Origin of the sequence: Pyrococcus sp. ST04 (assembly GCF_000263735.1) — an archaeon.
Lineage (GTDB): Archaea > Methanobacteriota_B > Thermococci > Thermococcales > Thermococcaceae > Pyrococcus.
In genome coordinates, this window is record NC_017946.1 from 939,881 (window position 1) to 955,137 (window position 15,257).

Sequence of the window (15,257 nt, forward strand, 5' to 3'; positions counted from 1 at the left end):
TCCATAAAGTTGCTTTGAAGAACCACACGGCCTAGAACCTACGATGAGGCTTTATATACCTCACTATAACACCGGCTGTGGCATAACTCATAACTATAAGAATAGGCTCTGCCTTAAATAGAATCTCGTCATGCACGGTAGTTTTTTCGAGCAAAAGTGGAAAATTTATTCCGTTGATCACTGATAATAGTGATAGTCCAATCACAAGTGCTTGGGCTAGAAGAGTTCCAAGTAGTATCGTCATGATGATTAGCAATATCTCATCCTTTATCCTATTCAAAGATAGCATTCGAATATCACCCATAGTAAGTTTAATCTGTTATGGATTTTTTATTTTAATATCTCTTTCTAAGAACTTTATCGAAATAATTACTACTAGAGATTATCATAACTCTCTGAGGTACATTATGAGTCTCCTAGCATCTTCGCACATGTTTGAGTTGTTGAAATACACAAAGCTCTCTTTAATGTGGAAGGAAAGAACCTTGTTCATTATCTTCTTTAGCTCCTCATCACTATACTTATGGGAGTAAATTATCTTACCTCCCTCATATTTCCCATGGAGCCGGTAGTACGTGATGTATCCGCTATGAAGGGGAACTGAAACTAATGGATCAACAACATCTATAACATCAAATTTTCTTGTGAACTTTTTCCTACCCCTCTCACTCCATCCCCTAAGCTCAACTCCAATTTCAAAGTTGCCCCTATCTATCATCGAGAAGAACTTCTCTGCGTTTTCAAAGCTTTCTTCTGTTTCTCTGAAGCTTTTGGGCAGCTGGATTATTATGAACTTCGCCTCGAGAATCTTGGCCTCATGTAACGTAATTCTCCAGAACCTTAGAACATCAGAAGTTGGCCTAAGGAGACCGACGTTTTTTGTGGGTTTTACATTGCTTCTTCTCCATGTTGGGCTGTTTAAAGGGTGAGTTATCCCCTGAAAAGCCTTAAGTGAGAATATAAAGTTCTTGGGAGCTCTTTTTTTCCATTTTTCTAATGTCTTGTCTTGCAAGATTCTATAGAACGTTTGCTGTATCTCGACCGTTCGGAAGTCTTGGAAATATTTTTCTTGTCTTTCACAAAATCCGCAGGTTCCGACTATGATGCTCTCCATAGAAAAGCCTCTGTATTATAAGCTTAAATAGCTTCTCGAAAAAATATTTAAATTGCTAACACCAATACAACTAATTTAGATAAAATTAAAACTTAATGGCTTAGTTATAAAGAATAAATTCGGAATCGTCGTGGCAATCACATACTTTGCCATTATGGACTTATTATGTATTCTCTCCTAGCATTGTTCTAGGGCGTCGGATGGATTAAGAGGATAAACACTGTAGGCCTTAAGCTTATATTCAAGAAGGAGGTCATAGAAGTTTGGGTGGGCCGATGACGATGGTGGGCACTCGCCGAGCTGATGAGGTTGTGGGGGGAGGAGCCAGAGGCCCGCACATTTATAAGCCAAATGCAAGCAAATGTCATTAGGTGAGCCTAATGAAAACCGAAAGGGCTAAGGAGATACTCCTCCAGCTCCTCAAGATTCCCTCCCCATCTGGAAGAGAAGACAGGATCGCGCTCTATATAATGGAGTTTCTTCACAGACTCGACTATGACGTTCATATTGAGAGTGATGGGGAGATAATAGATTTGGTTGTCAATCCAGATTCAGATCTGTTCTTAGAGGTTCATATGGACACCATAGAGCCAAGAGCCGAGCCCTTTGTTAGGGGAAACATTGTGTATGGCACTGGAGCCAGCGACATAAAAGGAGGCATCGCAGCGATCCTGCTAATGCTCGAACAACTCAGGAAAGAAGGAAAAGATCTAAACGTTGGTATAGTTTTTGTCAGCGATGAGGAAAAAGGCGGAAGGGGGTCGGCACTGTTTATGGAGAGATACAGACCAAAGATGGCAATAGTTCTTGAACCAACTGATTTAGAAGTGCATATAGCCCATGCTGGTAATATAGAGGCGTATTTTGAGGTCGATGGCAAGGAAGCTCATGGAGCGTGTCCAGAAAGTGGTGTGAACGCAATTGAACAAGTGTTTGAAATGCTCCAGAAGTTGAAGGGGTTGGAACCATTTAAGGTTAAGGGGAAGTATTTCGACCCTCACATTGGAATTCAGGAACTCATATGTGAGAACCCCTATTACCTAATCCCAGGGCTTTGTAAGGGAAGGTTGGAAGCAAGGTTACTTCCAGAGCAGGAGGTTGAGGATATTCTGGATCTTATAGACCCAATACTTGATGAATACACTCTGAAGTACGAGTATACTGAAATATGGGATGGTTATGAGTTAGATGAAAGTGAGGAAATAGTGCAGATAGCTAAGGAAGCTATGGAGGCTGTTGGGCTTGATGAATTTGGTGCAATGAGAAGCTGGACAGATGCAATAAACTTCACTTATAACGGGACGAAGACGATAGTGTTTGGTCCAGGTAATCTTGACATCTCACATACAAAGTTTGAAAGGATAGACGTGAGAGATGTCGTGAAGGCTAGCGAGTTCTTGATGAAGGTCAATGAAATATACTCAGGAGATAGATAGTCTTCCAAAAATGACATCCCTTACTGCCCAAAGAGTTAGCAAATAGAAAATTCCATACTTTGTTTCCAAATATATTTTAGTCTTAACCGATAAACTTATTAACATATTTGGTTTGTTAATAACTTCTTGATGGCGGATAGGGTGATAGTAGCGTTAATAGTGATAATAATTTTACTTCAAAATAACGTATTAGCATATTCGATAGAATGTCAAAAAGAGGTTCACTTTGGTGACATGTTTGAATGCAAAGTAATGGGAAATGGTAGACTCAAGGACATTAAGATCGTCGAAATAAATGGAAAACCTGTAGATTGGAGCGATCCAATACTTATATTTTCTAGAGGCGTTGAAGTTATTAGCTATAAGCTTAATAACGTAAATGTCTCCCTCCCCGTCACCATTGTTGTCTCTTCATACGGAATTCTTTCTAAATACTCTAGGACTACCCCCTTTTATAGGTACAAATGGGCTCTCTATAATAAGGATTTCGTCATAACTTTCAAGATTAACAATCAAACTGTATCAACAACAATCAAAATAAGTGGAGAAGTTCTTGATGAAAAAATGAAGAAGAAATTGAATTTAACATTCTTATTTTTAGGGGTAGTAGTGTTGATTTTCGGAGTTATACACATATTGCAGAAAATATTTAGACACAATGATACCTCTCAGAGGACCCAGATGAAATTGCCTGGAAACGTTTCGGTTAGAATTCAATATGTTTCTATGGCGTGGAGCTTTACATGGTTGATGTTTCCTCTATCGGCTTCTCTCCACTATCTTTTAGGAACCTCCGGAAGAGAATTTGAAAATTTTGCACTGGCTGGCGGGATATATATGTTGCTTATTGCAATTCTAGTAACGGCTTCATATCTTGGTGAAATAAGGAAAAGAAAAATAAAGCCTGTTACAGGAGTAGAGTGGATACCTGGCTCTCTAATTTTTCCATTATTGGCTGAGGAAAGCAAATTGACGATACTGGTCCTTCTAATATTCCTCGTAGCGTTCCTCCTAAGCAAAGACGAAACTCTAAACGGAGTTTTTCAAAGAATGGGTGTTATTGTAACCCTTATATGGCCCTTTATCTTTTATATCCTTTATCCAGGAGATCTAGGAGTTTTCATAATTTTCCTTGTTCTATCCTGGATATATTTCTTCCTTCTAGCAAAGACACGTGAAGATGTTGTTGAGGATCTGGACGCAATAATAGATTCTCATAGATCTGATTTGGTTCTTGCTCCACCCCCATCAGCAAAGGAGTTGGTGGAGAAACTTGATAAAGTAGTTAGAGCAATGAGGTGGGACTATGAGAAAAACCGTGTATCTAGGTCTAATTTTGATTTTGATAATAATTCTTCCACAAGCAAGTGCGATTAGTCTAAAGTGTCAGGAAAATCAAACTCTCGATTTAATAGTATGCACAATAAGTGATGCAAGTCCACAAAAAGTTGAAGTTAATATAATTGCTGTAAATGGCTATCCAGTTGACTGGGGAGTTTTTGTTGTCGAGGATGATGGAAAAATTGTTTATACAAATACTGTTAAAATTCCTGGCAGGATAGCTTTTGATCCTAAATCTATCCTTAGGGATGTTCAGAGGGAAATAGTAGGTAATTCTTTCTCATTTGAGTGTATGCTTTGTGATAAGGTCAACTATTTCACGTTTAAAATTGGAAATTCAACTACGACGGTAAGGATATTCATAAAAAGATGGGGCGACAATAGCTTTGAAAATTTCGTACTAACTTTAATTTTTATTCTGGCCCTTATCAGTTCATTAATCTATGGAGGAGTACTGAAATTTGTTAAAAAGAGATCAAAGAGGGAGGTTATTACAGGGGCAATAAGAGCCTTTTTAGTCGTTGTGGGTTTATTCTTTGGATATATTAATTCTTTCATGTCTTCTCTGATTTTCTATATGCTTGGAAGTTCTGAACATATGGTTTCCGATTACATCCTTTCAAGTCTTATATTTGTGTTAGTATTTTTCATGGCGATGATGGTAGTGACTAAAGGAGGGGATGTTAGGTTTGAAATTCCAAAGAAAAAAGAAATTATGCTGAGTGAGGGACTTCTAGTTCTCTATGGGATTATGTTGTTTTTGAATAAGAATATCGAAAATGATGTTATAGTTTTCAGCACGATAGTGATAGGTGTCTTAGTGTATAGTTATAAAAAGCTTGAAGACGAAATATCACTCGTAATAGGTCATATGGTATTCCTTGCGTGGAGTTTATTCTTATATACAATAAATCCCTCACTCCAAGTGTTTGGGACATATCTCCTTGCCACTATTTCTTTTGTTCTGTTAAGTAATAAATTGACAAGTACTGTCGAGGAAAGTGTTTTAGTGTTTACTTCTCCCCAAAGGGAGAGAAAGTCAGTACTTGGTCCACCCCCAACAGCTAAAGAGATTATAGAAAAGTTTGAAAGAGCGCTCAGAGAATGATTCTAATCTTTTCAAGGACTTCTTTTGGAGTCTTACCGAATATTAGGATCATAGGCTCCTTGCCGACATCTCCCAGGTGGTATATGAGATCAGGCCTCTTCTTTGCCCTAGAAATTGCGGTTTCAATTCCCCATGGGATTGTTGCTCCTTCTCTTTCTTTAACTTCTAAGGGCTCCTCCCTTCTATCATAGAATGATACTATTAAGCCCTCCTCCTTTGCAAGGTCAATTATTTCTTCAGAGTACTTTATGTTTATCGCACTTCTGTATTCCGGATAAAACTTCATATAAGTTAGAACTGCCCTGGCTAGGTGGTCACTTGCTCCAAATTCAACAGGTCCCACAGCTTTTACAGAGTTGCCGTATTTGACTATCCTTCCTTTTACTCCAGCAACATCTTCTTTTGTTCTAGCGTATGGATGTGGTAAGGAATAGACAAAGTTTGTTCCAACCTCGGGAATTAGTTTGACTGGATTTAGGTTCTCAAATTCCCTTACAGCTTTAGTCAGCTCTTCGTAGGTTCTCCACTTCTCTGCTGGAATCTCTATCCATGCAGATTGATTGACTGGGCAGTGACCCTTTCCTATTTTGTGTCCTGTAGCTATCCCCAAGGTTATGAATTCCTTTGCTATTTTTATTGCATCCTCCAGGGGAAATCCCTTCGCAAGATTTGCAGTTATTGCTGCAGAAAAGCTACATCCAGTTCCATGTGTGCACCCTTCAACCCTGGGCGCTCTGTACTCTCTAAACGTTCCATTATGGTAGAGAACGTCAATAGCTTCGTTCCCTTCTATGTGACCACCCTTGACTATAACAGCATGAGCTCCTGTTTCCTCGGCTATCTTTTTTGCGGCTGTTTTTGCGTCCTCCACTGTTTTTATCTTCATTCCGGACAGCTTTTCTGCTTCAAATCTGTTGGGAGTCACGAGTGTTGCTAGGGGAAGGATGTGTTTAATTAAAGCTTCCACAGCGTCTTCTCTGAGTAATGGGGCGCCGCTCTTGGCTATCATTACAGGATCTACAACTAGAGGGAAGTCATATTCCTTTACGGTCTTTGCAACTGCTTTTATAATTTCTGCATTGCTCAGCATTCCTGTTTTTGCTGCATCTACCCCTATGTCTTCTGCAACCGCTTTAATTTGCTCTGAAACAACCTCGGGAGGTATGTCGTGGATGGCGGTGACGGCTTGAGTGTTTTGTGCAGTAACGGAGGTTATTGCAACTAGACCATGAACTCCAAATGCCGTGAATGTCTTAAGATCAGCCTCTATTCCTGCTCCTCCTCCACTATCGCTTCCAGCTATCGTTAGTGCAGTTTTAACAAGTCTCATCTTAACACCTCCTCAACTATTTTTCTAAGTTCTTCCGTGGCTTTTCTAACATTTTCAGCACCCATAACAGCAGATATTACAGCTATTCCAGCCACTCCAGTTCTTAAAACCTCCCTAGCATTTTCAATGTTAATTCCTCCAATTGCAACGACGGGAATTTTAACGTTCTCTACAATTCTTCTCAGCCCTTTAATTCCTATAACTTTAACATCCTTCTTCGTTTTTGTAGGAAAGACCGAGCCAGCCCCAAGATAATCCGCTCCTTCTTTTTCTGCTCTTACAGCTTCTTCAAGGGAATAAACAGAGGCACCAACTATGAGGTTTGGGGCAATTTCCTTTGCCACTTTAATGGGCATATCTTCGGGGCCCAGCTGAACACCGTCTGCATCTACGGCTAGGGCCACGTCTATCCTGTCATCGACAAAGAACAGTGCCCCGTATTCTGTGGTTAGTCTCCTTATTTCTTTTCCCACCTCATACATTTCTTTTGTTGGAGCATTCTTTATTCTGAGCTGAATTGCGGTTGCTCCCCCCTCCAGAGCTTCTCTTACGGATTCAATTTCCGGTTTAAGTCTTCTATCGGTTATTACATATAGCCTTAATCTCTTCCTAAGGTTCAACTTTCACCACCCTCGCCAGCCTCTCTACTTCCTCTGGTGTTAAGGTGTATAGGTTGTCGTAGAGCTTAACATGGAAGCTCCCTGGAGCCTTTGCTTCTTCATAAGCCTTCTCCGCGGCCACTCCAAACACTACGAGGGCTGAAATGCTTGCATTTAGTGGAGTTTCAACGGCGAGGAATGCACCCGTTATTGCGGAAACCATGCAGCCGGTGCCAGTAACCTTACCCAGCATTTCGTGTCCGTTGTAAATTGCATACACGCTCGTGCCATCACTTACGTAGTCAACCTTTCCAGTAACTGCTACCACCGTGGAGAACTCCTCAGCAGCCTTTATTGCGATCTCTTTTGCTTTCTCCTCTTCATAAGCTACAGAATCAACACCTCTTGTTTTCCCATGTTCCCCCAAAAGTGCCGAGATTTCTCCGAAGTTACCCTTTAGGACGCTTATAGCATCTGAAGCGAGTATCTTTAGGGATACTTCTGTTCTTAATTTGGTTGCACCCGCACCAACTGGATCAAGAACTACTGGTTTCTTGTACTCACTTGCTAGCTCGACTGCCTTGAACATTGATTGTATCCAGTGTCTATCAAGGGTCCCGATGTTAATAACGATTGAATCGGCTATCCTTATCATGTCTTCTAGCTCCTCCTCTGCATGGGCCATTACCGGAGATGCTCCAAGGGCAAGCAGGGCGTTGGCTGTTGTGTTCATAACTACAAAATTCGTAATATTGTGAACCAGTGGTTTTCTCTCTCTAACTTTCTCTAGCGCCTCTCCAATCATTTCTCCCACCTTGCGAGGATATAGTAAATCATGGCTGAAAGTAGAAATACCGGGATGCTGGCTCCTATTTTGTTTCCTATTGAACTGAGAATTGGGAAGCTAACGCCTATTAGGGATTCCATGGTAAGTCCAATATATACTATGAATCCAATAACCCATGCTATCACTCCTGATATCTTCAAGCTATTATCCTGGAGGAGCTCTTCGGGGTTGTAGCCTCTCTTCACAAGGAAGTAGTCTGTTATCATTATTGCGGCCAGGGGAACAAAAGCTCCACCAATTAGTAGTAGGAATGATTCGTACTTATCCACTGGAAATACGAGTGCTAGAAGGGTTCCAAGAGTTCCAACGAGAACAACGTGTAGCTTGGCATTTGCCTTAGGATTGATGTTCTTCCATGTCACAGATGCTGAGTATATATCCATGAACGTTGTGTTTAGTGTTGAAACAAGTACTATAAGCATAGCGGGGATTCCAAGCCCATAAGCTGCTATTATACTTATTGGGTCAGGTTGCTTTACGGCTATATTGCTTAGTGCCCCCAGGAAGTAACAGAAGGCAGATCCTACAAGATGACCAAGATAAGTTCCCCATGCGGCGTCATTTTTAGTTTTTGCAAATCTAGCATAGTCTGCTATTGTTGGGGCCCAGCTTAATGGCATTGCTATTACCAAATCCAAAGCTATCAACAATGGTAGTCCTCCCTCTCCAGGCCTGCTCCAGAGGTCTTGGAAGGAGTATTTTGAAAATATCACGAATAGGAGCCATATGCTTAGTATTCCGAGAAGAACTACGGAGGCCTTTTCTAGCCACTTCCACTTTTCTGGTCCAACTAAAGTCCATAGTGTAACGAGTATACCAAGTACGATGACCCATGCCATATAAGTTCCGGGAAATATTACATCCAAGGCCCTTCCACCAACTATCAACATTATTGCAGTCCAGCCGATTAGCTGGAGGTAATTGAGGAAAGATGGAAGGACTGACCCGACTCTGCCCAGTGGACCTCTTGAAAGAACCATAGTCGGTAAACCAGTTTCCTGTCCCTCTATTGCTATCAAACTCATGACGGCATTCCCAAGCAAGTGACCTAGTATTATTATGAGGAGTGCTTCTTTAAGAGAGAGGTATGGAGTTAGAAGGGCTCCTGCCCATATAACAGCTATTCCAAAGTCCGCTCCAAACCATACTGAGAAGTTGCTCCAGAAGTCGAATACTCTCTCTTTCACGGGTTTTATGTCATACATATTCTCCACCCCTGTATGCTATATCCCAGAATAGTAGCTCGAACTTTGAGGTTTCCAGAAACACTTTCTTAGCCTTTAATTTCTCAAATTCTCCATGTTTCTCAGCGAGCTCGTTGAGAATCCTTTCAATATTACTAACGTATTTTTCAAATTCTTTTGAGCTCCAATGGTCTATAAATTCCTGATATGGACTTTCTTCCTTTAAATTGTTCTTTACCCAGTTCCATGCTTCATAGTATGCTTTTTCTTCACAATAAAATGCTGTAAAACCTTCGAGAAAGCTGCCCAATGAGGCAACATTTAGGAGATAGTTTACGTATGCCTTTGCTCTCCAGTCGATTTCTTCACTCCCCACATCAATGCCCAGCTCCTTTGCCTTCTTTTCGAACATTTCGAGCTCTTTGGAGATGTAATATATGGACTCAGAAAAGAATGGCAACAGGTCATCTGGGGCTTTTGACATTAAGAGGGCCATAAATCTGAGGGCATTCTTCACGAAGTAGTAGTCGTTAACAAGCCATTTAGCGAAGTTCTCTTTTCTTATTTTATTGTCTGCAATTTCTTGGAGAAATCTATGTGGGAGGAATCTTTTCCATATTGGAGTGGCTTCCTTGAGTAACTCTTCAGAGAACATCGCTACCCCTCCATGCCATTTCCCAAAATGCAAGCTCAAACTTACTTCCTGTTACGAAAATTCTCTTTAGACGCTCGTATTCTCCCCCAAGAGAGTCAATGATTTTCCTTAGCCTCTCTACAAGATTAAGATATTCTTTGCTTAGGTAAACCTCTCCCCATTCCTTGTAAATTCTGACTGGGTTCTTCTCAAGTCTCTCTTTGTGGTATTTAGCAATCTCAGCATAACTCCAGAAGCAGGGAAGAAGAGCTGTTAATCCTTCGGCAACAGTGCCCTTGTAGGCTGTTGAAAGCATGAAGTCCATGTATGCGGAGTTCACAAGGGTAGGTTCTGTTTTTATTGCCTCCTCGAGTGTAAGGTCAAGCTTTTGGAGAAGCTCCTCGTAATTCCTCATTTCAGTTGTTATCTCCTCCTTTGCTAGCTCTAGAATTTCTGCAATTAGTGGATACTCAGCTTTAGAGGCTATTACAGAGAGGGCTCTTGTTAAGCCAACCAAGTAATTGAAGTCTTGAAGGACATAAAATTTAAACTTCTCAATTGGAAGGTCTCCAGAATACAGCTGAACAACGAAGGGGTGATTAAATATTCTTCTCCATATCTCATCTGATTCTTTCCTTAGTTTTTCGGTTATCACACCCACCACCGAGTAGTCACTAGAATGATGTTTTTATAACTCTTTTGTTGAAAATCATAACATGGTTATAAAGTGGAATAAAAAATAAAGGGTTTATTTTCTCTCATATATGCCAACAAGCTCCGCTTCAGCCAGAATATGACCTTTCATAGCTTTCTCTAGCTCCTTTTTTGTACTACCTGGCTTTAATGAAAGCTCCGTGTCTAGGGCATAAATTTTGAAGTGATAATGATGAACTCCATGACTCCGAGGTGGGCATGGTCCATTATACCCAACCCTGCCAAAATCATTAATCCCTTGAATCATGTGGATAGGCTTTTCAACAACAGCTTCTTTGGGTATTCCTTCCGGAATTTCGGTAGTGACTGGAATGTTCCAGGCAACCCAGTGTATGAAAGTTCCACCAGGAGCGTCTGGATCTTCAACAATTATTGCTAGGGTTTTGGCATTTTCTGGAATGTTCTCAATTCTCAGTGGAGGATTTATATCAGCTCCCTCGCAGGTATACTTTTTTGGTATAATACCATTTTCTTCAAAAACAGAAGATACCTTCATTTTTTCTCCACCCCCGATGCAACCCGAAGCTAAAATTATTAAAATCAAGAGATAACTGGCTGTCTTCATATAACGTTCCCCCTGAAGACATCTCTAATGGGGATCATTATTTTCCGAGTTTTCGCTTTCATAGCCCATATATCTTTAATGATATTTACTATTAACGTGTCTTTATCCTGTTCAAGTCTCAGTACTGAGGTTACGAGATCCTCTAATATAGGGAGGGGTTTAGACATCAGGTTATCAACAAGGGGATACTCAAAGAAATAAAAGGCGATTCTGTTTTCGTTCGTTATAAATTCTTTTATTGCCCCTATTATTGTACTTATTTCTACTGGGTTATCATTTAGCACGAAAAGTCTATCCAATCCAAACACAAGGTCAAAGAACTGCTCTTTGGGAGCGACTTTTTCGAAAGCTTCTCTGTATATGGTTAGGTACATTCTTAGATCACTTTCAAATGGTACCTTTTTTGCTATTTCTCCAATATCCTTAACGCCTCCTATTTTGAATATTTTCATGTTTTCAGCCTTTAATATATCAACTCCCATGAGCTTGAGATGTTCTGCATAGATGGGGAACGTGTCTAAAATATCTTCAACTAGGATGGGTACATTTAAAATTCTTGATGCTTCAAATATGGCCTTTATGAGAATTTCTATTCCTATTTTTGCTGAATTTTCAACTATTATTGTTTCTCCAAATTTCTTTTCAAGAATGAGTGAGTTTAGAAGCTGTAATGTCATAACTCACCACCTATATCTACTGTTATCTCTCTACCAATGAAATCTGGAGCGGTAGTTTTCAAAATTCTAACATGTGCATTAGTTGATATTGGTTCTATTTCTGCAATGCTACTTGCTATCCTTTCTAACTCTATTTTAATTGGAAACGGAAGTGTTTCTAAGACGTCCTTGTTTACTAGGTAGAATGCCTTTCTTGAAGTGTTACCCAAAAACCTCTGAACTTCCATAAGAGAGAGGTATATTTCTAAAGGGCTATTCATTGACTTGAATAGTGCCTCAATGCCAAGAACTATGTTAATGTACTCTCCCAGCTCTTTTGATATTTCCTCAAAAATTTTTGAGTATTCTCTCAGGTATACCCTGGGTTCTGAAGTTCTTTTGATTTCCCCTACTACCTTTCCGATTCTCTGCTTTCCTCCCGTTTTTATTACATAAGCCTCACCAAGATTCAGATTAATCCCAAGAAGTCTAAGTCGGGTTATAAGGACTGCTAGAGCGTCGAAGTTGTCATCTATTAGGACGGGAATTTCTTTTTCTCTTGCATACTGCAACAGTTTTAAAACAACGAACTCGGGAACGAAGGAAGGTGGATAAGTTATTAGGATAGTTTCACCAAATTTTGGAACGTCGAATAGTTTGAGTATGATATCCTCCAAAATACATCACCAATCTCTTTGATAATCCAAGAAATAAAAAATTTGTGAAGAATGGTACTAAGTTTCTCTGAATAGTCCGTACTTCTTTGGATCATAGAAGGGTGGAGTGACTGTGACTGCTTTCTTTCTCTGTCCTCTTATCTCTATCTCAATCTCAATTCCAGGCTTTGCATATTCTTCTTTAACAAAGGCGATCCCTATTCCAATGCCAAGAAGTGGGGACATTGTTCCACTCGTAACTTCTCCTATTTCCTTACCTTCTGCATATACCTTGTATCCTTCCCTTGGAATTCCTTTATCCACCATCTTGAAGTGGACAAGTTTTCTTCCTAGCCCTCTCTCTTTCTGCTTGAGTAATGCTTCTTTTCCTATGAAGTCCTTATCCCAGTATATTGCAAACTCAAGGTTAGCTTGGAGGGGGGTAACCTCATCTATGTCCGTGCTTAAAAGCTGTAATTCTTTGGTCTCATTTCCGTAAAGCGTGTAACCGGCCTCAAGTCTCAGCGTATCTCTTGCTCCTAGGCCAGCAGGCTTAATTCCATACTTCTTACCTTCCTCAAGTATTCTCTCCCAAACGTGGAGGGCCTTTTCTGGTTCTCCCCTCTTACTTTCATCTGGATGGTAGGGGTTTGCATCTTCTATGTACACTTCGAATCCATTTTCTCCAGTGTACCCGCTTCTTGAAAGTAGCATTTTAATTCCGTCGAGTTCCACCCATCTTGCTTGGAACCACCACATTTCGTTTATGTCTATTCCGAACAGATCCTTGGCTAAATCCCTGGCTTTTGGACCTTGAACTGCAAACATTGCTATGTCGTAGGTTTTGAGCTCTATCTCTAAATCCAACTTCGTGAACTGTTCTATTGTTTTCTTTAGGTATGTAAACCAAGCATAGAGCTTCTCAAAAGCATCAGCGTCACAAATCATAAAGTACTCGTTGTTTCCCATATTGAAGACGAGGGTTTCATCCTTTATTGCTCCCCTTTCATTTAGAACGAGAGTATAGGTTCCACTTATTGCTGGCGGTTTACTAATGTCGTTAGTTGTTACGTACTGGAGGAACTTTAGTGCATCCTTGCCCCTAAATACAATTTCTCCCATATGAGAGACATCAAAAACTCCAACTGCATTCCTTACAGCTAGGTGCTCCTCCTTTATGCTTGAGTACCATATAGGCATCTCCCAGCCAGCAAAAACTTCAATTTTCTTTGCATGTTCCTTATGCCAATCAAAAAGATGGACCCTTTTTGCCATTCAGACCACCTCCTCGGAAAATATTTCACTTTCGTAATATAATTTTTGTGTCTTAAATTTTGAGCAGAGCATTGAAAGTTCTCTAGATAGTATAGAATCGTTCATCATTTGTACAAGCGATAATCTGATATACTATTCCCACACAATGAGGTGTTGATGGAGGGAAACTTGCCATTTATAATATTCAAAACAAAGAAAGGGAAGTTTGCAATTGATGCATATCTAATTACGAGGGTGGAAAAGATCGAAAGAATTGCTGTTTTGATAAGAAAAGCTGATAATATGTCTGAGATACCTGAGATACCTGAAAATTTGACAATAAACACAAAGAACTTTGAGGAATTCATTGAATATGCTATGGAAAAAATAAGGAGGAAATCTGGGAAAACAATGAACAGTAGGTTAAGGAAGATGAGACGATGGAATATTTTTAGGTTTCTTGGAATCCCTACGGGTCATTCCAGGCATATCTCGGAAGAAGAGAGGTTAGCAAAGGAAAATAGAGAGGCACTTTTAGCTCTTGGTATTATGGAGAACGTGTTTAGGGGAGAATTAGAGGTTCTTGGTTTTGGAATTGCAAAAGTTGAGTTGAGAGAGGGGCGAGTGTTCCTAAATGGTGCCTTTGATCCCGTGTATACAGAGTTAATAAAAACTGATATGAGAGCAGCAATGGGATTATTAGAGATCCTTAGATAAGCTCTCTTTCAGTCTTTGTCAACCTTCTAGCTCCGTTCTTTGTAATCACGACAGTATCCTCTATTCTAACACCGCCAAATTTCGGTATGTAAATTCCTGGCTCTATAGTTATTACCATGCCTTCCTTTAGAACTGTTTTGTCATACTGGCTTATTCTTGGCCATTCGTGTATCTCAAGGCCGACACCATGGCCTAGACTATGGATGAAGTAGTCCCCATACCCATACTCTTTTATGACATCTCTTGCTATTGAGTCAAGCTCTTTGGCAGTCATTCCGGGCTTTGCCGCTTCTACTGCCTTCTTTTGTGCTTCTAGAACTATTTCATAGATTTCCTTTTGTTTCTCATTCGGGGATCCAACAACTATTGTCCTCGTTATGTCGGAATTATAGTGATTGTAAAGGGCTCCCAAATCAATAACTACTAAATCTCCTTTTTCTATTCTCTTATCGCTGGCTACTCCATGGGGCAATGCAGATCTGTACCCACTTGCGATTATTGTGTCAAATGCGGGCTTTTCAGCTCCGTTCATCTTCATTAAGTACTCAACTTTTGCCGCGACTTCTCTCTCCCTTTTTCCTTCGGTAATTTCCTCTATGGCTGCCATAACTGCTCTATCTGCTATTTCACAAGCTTTTTCAATTATTTCTAGCTCTCCTTTGTCTTTTACTATTCTTAGCTCCTTTATTATGTCATCGACCTTCTTGAACTCCCTAATATCGGCCTTGTTTCTTAACTCTTCAACAAACGAGAAGGAAAGAGAACCCTCTATACCAAGAGTTCTTATTCCTTTAAGTTCTTCATAGAATTCTTCTATTCTCTTAAACTTTTCAACGGGTATTCTGCTCTCTTCTTTTGCCATTTCAAACTCGAGTTCTGGGACATAGAGTTTAATCTCGGAATCTTTTAAGAGAACGTATCCCCCAGACAGAGGAGAAGCACCTGAGAAGTAATAGACGTTTGGAGATTTTGTTATTAATATTCCGTCAAGAGAATTTTTCTCAGCAAATTCCAAAAGTCTCTTAAACTTCTCTTCCATTTTTACCTCACCAAGCTCCATATATCATCTATATAAAAATGTTTTTTGTTAGCTAACCCTGAT

General features: G+C 40.1%; 17 protein-coding genes. 4 read left to right on the forward strand and 13 right to left on the reverse strand.

Features of this window, described 5'->3' with window-relative positions; genetic code table 11:
• Positions 1-31: 31 nt before the first annotated feature.
• Both PY04_RS04860 and PY04_RS04865 read right to left on the reverse strand, forming a co-directional pair.
• On the reverse strand, positions 32-289 hold the full coding sequence (locus PY04_RS04860; protein WP_048056007.1) for a hypothetical protein: 258 nt from the start codon (positions 287-289) through the stop codon (positions 32-34).
• Between the two features lie 96 nt (positions 290-385).
• Positions 386-1,114, reverse strand: coding sequence for a DUF72 domain-containing protein (locus tag PY04_RS04865; RefSeq protein ID WP_014734039.1), 729 nt, complete (start codon positions 1,112-1,114; stop codon positions 386-388).
• A gap of 380 nt (positions 1,115-1,494) precedes the next feature.
• Here PY04_RS04865 and PY04_RS04870 point away from each other — a divergent pair, with 380 nt between their 5' ends.
• The 3 genes from PY04_RS04870 (at position 1,495) to PY04_RS04880 (ending at position 4,999) form a co-directional block, all read left to right on the forward strand.
• Complete coding sequence (locus tag PY04_RS04870) at positions 1,495-2,550, forward strand: M20/M25/M40 family metallo-hydrolase (RefSeq protein WP_014734040.1); 1,056 nt, start codon at positions 1,495-1,497, stop codon at positions 2,548-2,550.
• Positions 2,551-2,679: 129 nt separating this feature from the next.
• Entirely contained in the window at positions 2,680-3,927 is a 1,248-nt protein-coding gene (locus PY04_RS04875; RefSeq protein ID WP_148266012.1) for a hypothetical protein, read from the forward strand.
• Entirely contained in the window at positions 3,857-4,999 is a 1,143-nt protein-coding gene (locus PY04_RS04880) for a hypothetical protein (RefSeq protein ID WP_048056009.1), read from the forward strand. Before PY04_RS04875 ends, PY04_RS04880 begins: the two co-directional genes overlap by 71 nt.
• Here the strand turns inward: PY04_RS04880 and PY04_RS04885 are convergent.
• The 10 genes from PY04_RS04885 to gcvT form a co-directional block, all read right to left on the reverse strand.
• The gene (locus tag PY04_RS04885; RefSeq protein ID WP_014734042.1) at positions 4,989-6,329 is read right to left on the reverse strand and encodes a bifunctional hydroxymethylpyrimidine kinase/phosphomethylpyrimidine kinase; all 1,341 of its coding nucleotides are present in this window, start codon (positions 6,327-6,329) and stop codon (positions 4,989-4,991) included. The genes PY04_RS04880 and PY04_RS04885 overlap by 11 nt on opposite strands.
• Complete coding sequence (thiE, locus tag PY04_RS04890) at positions 6,326-6,949, reverse strand: thiamine phosphate synthase (RefSeq protein ID WP_014734043.1); 624 nt, start codon at positions 6,947-6,949, stop codon at positions 6,326-6,328. The genes PY04_RS04885 and thiE overlap by 4 nt, the downstream gene beginning before the upstream one ends.
• Complete coding sequence (gene thiM / locus PY04_RS04895; protein ID WP_048056010.1) at positions 6,939-7,733, reverse strand: hydroxyethylthiazole kinase; 795 nt, start codon at positions 7,731-7,733, stop codon at positions 6,939-6,941. Before thiM ends, thiE begins: the two co-directional genes overlap by 11 nt.
• Complete coding sequence (gene cytX / locus PY04_RS04900; RefSeq protein ID WP_014734045.1) at positions 7,730-8,980, reverse strand: putative hydroxymethylpyrimidine transporter CytX; 1,251 nt, start codon at positions 8,978-8,980, stop codon at positions 7,730-7,732. The genes thiM and cytX overlap by 4 nt, the downstream gene beginning before the upstream one ends.
• A complete protein-coding gene (locus PY04_RS04905; protein WP_014734046.1) occupies positions 8,973-9,614 on the reverse strand; it encodes a TenA family protein in 642 nt (213 codons plus the stop codon). Before PY04_RS04905 ends, cytX begins: the two co-directional genes overlap by 8 nt.
• Positions 9,604-10,248, reverse strand: a complete 645-nt coding sequence (gene tenA / locus PY04_RS04910; protein WP_014734047.1) for a thiaminase II — start codon at positions 10,246-10,248, stop codon at positions 9,604-9,606. The genes PY04_RS04905 and tenA overlap by 11 nt, the downstream gene beginning before the upstream one ends.
• Before the next feature lie 93 nt (positions 10,249-10,341).
• Positions 10,342-10,872, reverse strand: a complete 531-nt coding sequence (locus PY04_RS04915) for a YbhB/YbcL family Raf kinase inhibitor-like protein (protein ID WP_014734048.1) — start codon at positions 10,870-10,872, stop codon at positions 10,342-10,344.
• The gene (locus PY04_RS04920) at positions 10,869-11,549 is read right to left on the reverse strand and encodes a DUF257 family protein (RefSeq protein ID WP_014734049.1); all 681 of its coding nucleotides are present in this window, start codon (positions 11,547-11,549) and stop codon (positions 10,869-10,871) included. Before PY04_RS04920 ends, PY04_RS04915 begins: the two co-directional genes overlap by 4 nt.
• A complete protein-coding gene (locus PY04_RS04925; protein ID WP_014734050.1) occupies positions 11,546-12,205 on the reverse strand; it encodes a DUF257 family protein in 660 nt (219 codons plus the stop codon). The genes PY04_RS04920 and PY04_RS04925 overlap by 4 nt, the downstream gene beginning before the upstream one ends.
• 57 nt (positions 12,206-12,262) lie before the next feature.
• A complete protein-coding gene (gcvT, locus tag PY04_RS04930; RefSeq protein ID WP_014734051.1) occupies positions 12,263-13,459 on the reverse strand; it encodes a glycine cleavage system aminomethyltransferase GcvT in 1,197 nt (398 codons plus the stop codon).
• A gap of 156 nt (positions 13,460-13,615) precedes the next feature.
• Between gcvT and PY04_RS04935 the strand changes: the two genes are divergently transcribed.
• The gene (locus tag PY04_RS04935) at positions 13,616-14,155 is read left to right on the forward strand and encodes a hypothetical protein (protein WP_014734052.1); all 540 of its coding nucleotides are present in this window, start codon (positions 13,616-13,618) and stop codon (positions 14,153-14,155) included.
• Here PY04_RS04935 and pepQ read toward each other — a convergent pair.
• The gene (gene pepQ, locus PY04_RS04940) at positions 14,148-15,194 is read right to left on the reverse strand and encodes a Xaa-Pro dipeptidase PepQ (RefSeq protein WP_014734053.1); all 1,047 of its coding nucleotides are present in this window, start codon (positions 15,192-15,194) and stop codon (positions 14,148-14,150) included. The two genes, PY04_RS04935 and pepQ, sit on opposite strands and share 8 nt — an antisense overlap.
• Between the last annotated feature and the right edge of the window lie 63 nt (positions 15,195-15,257).

What these genes read in the sequence shown, in the direction of transcription:
- thiM (WP_048056010.1), bottom strand. Translation starts at nt 7,733, where the DNA reads ATGATTGGAGAGGCGCTAGAGAAAGTTAGAGAGAGAAAACCACTGGTT.
- PY04_RS04860 (WP_048056007.1), bottom strand. Translation starts at nt 289, where the DNA reads ATGCTATCTTTGAATAGGATAAAGGATGAGATATTGCTAATCATCATG.
- PY04_RS04875 (WP_148266012.1), top strand. Translation starts at nt 2,680, where the DNA reads ATGGCGGATAGGGTGATAGTAGCGTTAATAGTGATAATAATTTTACTT.
- PY04_RS04885 (WP_014734042.1), bottom strand. Translation starts at nt 6,329, where the DNA reads ATGAGACTTGTTAAAACTGCACTAACGATAGCTGGAAGCGATAGTGGA.
- PY04_RS04920 (WP_014734049.1), bottom strand. Translation starts at nt 11,549, where the DNA reads ATGACATTACAGCTTCTAAACTCACTCATTCTTGAAAAGAAATTTGGA.
- PY04_RS04915 (WP_014734048.1), bottom strand. Translation starts at nt 10,872, where the DNA reads ATGAAGACAGCCAGTTATCTCTTGATTTTAATAATTTTAGCTTCGGGT.
- gcvT (WP_014734051.1), bottom strand. Translation starts at nt 13,459, where the DNA reads ATGGCAAAAAGGGTCCATCTTTTTGATTGGCATAAGGAACATGCAAAG.
- cytX (WP_014734045.1), bottom strand. Translation starts at nt 8,980, where the DNA reads ATGTATGACATAAAACCCGTGAAAGAGAGAGTATTCGACTTCTGGAGC.
- PY04_RS04935 (WP_014734052.1), top strand. Translation starts at nt 13,616, where the DNA reads ATGGAGGGAAACTTGCCATTTATAATATTCAAAACAAAGAAAGGGAAG.
- PY04_RS04865 (WP_014734039.1), bottom strand. Translation starts at nt 1,114, where the DNA reads ATGGAGAGCATCATAGTCGGAACCTGCGGATTTTGTGAAAGACAAGAA.
- PY04_RS04880 (WP_048056009.1), top strand. Translation starts at nt 3,857, where the DNA reads ATGAGAAAAACCGTGTATCTAGGTCTAATTTTGATTTTGATAATAATT.
- PY04_RS04870 (WP_014734040.1), top strand. Translation starts at nt 1,495, where the DNA reads ATGAAAACCGAAAGGGCTAAGGAGATACTCCTCCAGCTCCTCAAGATT.
- pepQ (WP_014734053.1), bottom strand. Translation starts at nt 15,194, where the DNA reads ATGGAAGAGAAGTTTAAGAGACTTTTGGAATTTGCTGAGAAAAATTCT.
- PY04_RS04905 (WP_014734046.1), bottom strand. Translation starts at nt 9,614, where the DNA reads ATGTTCTCTGAAGAGTTACTCAAGGAAGCCACTCCAATATGGAAAAGA.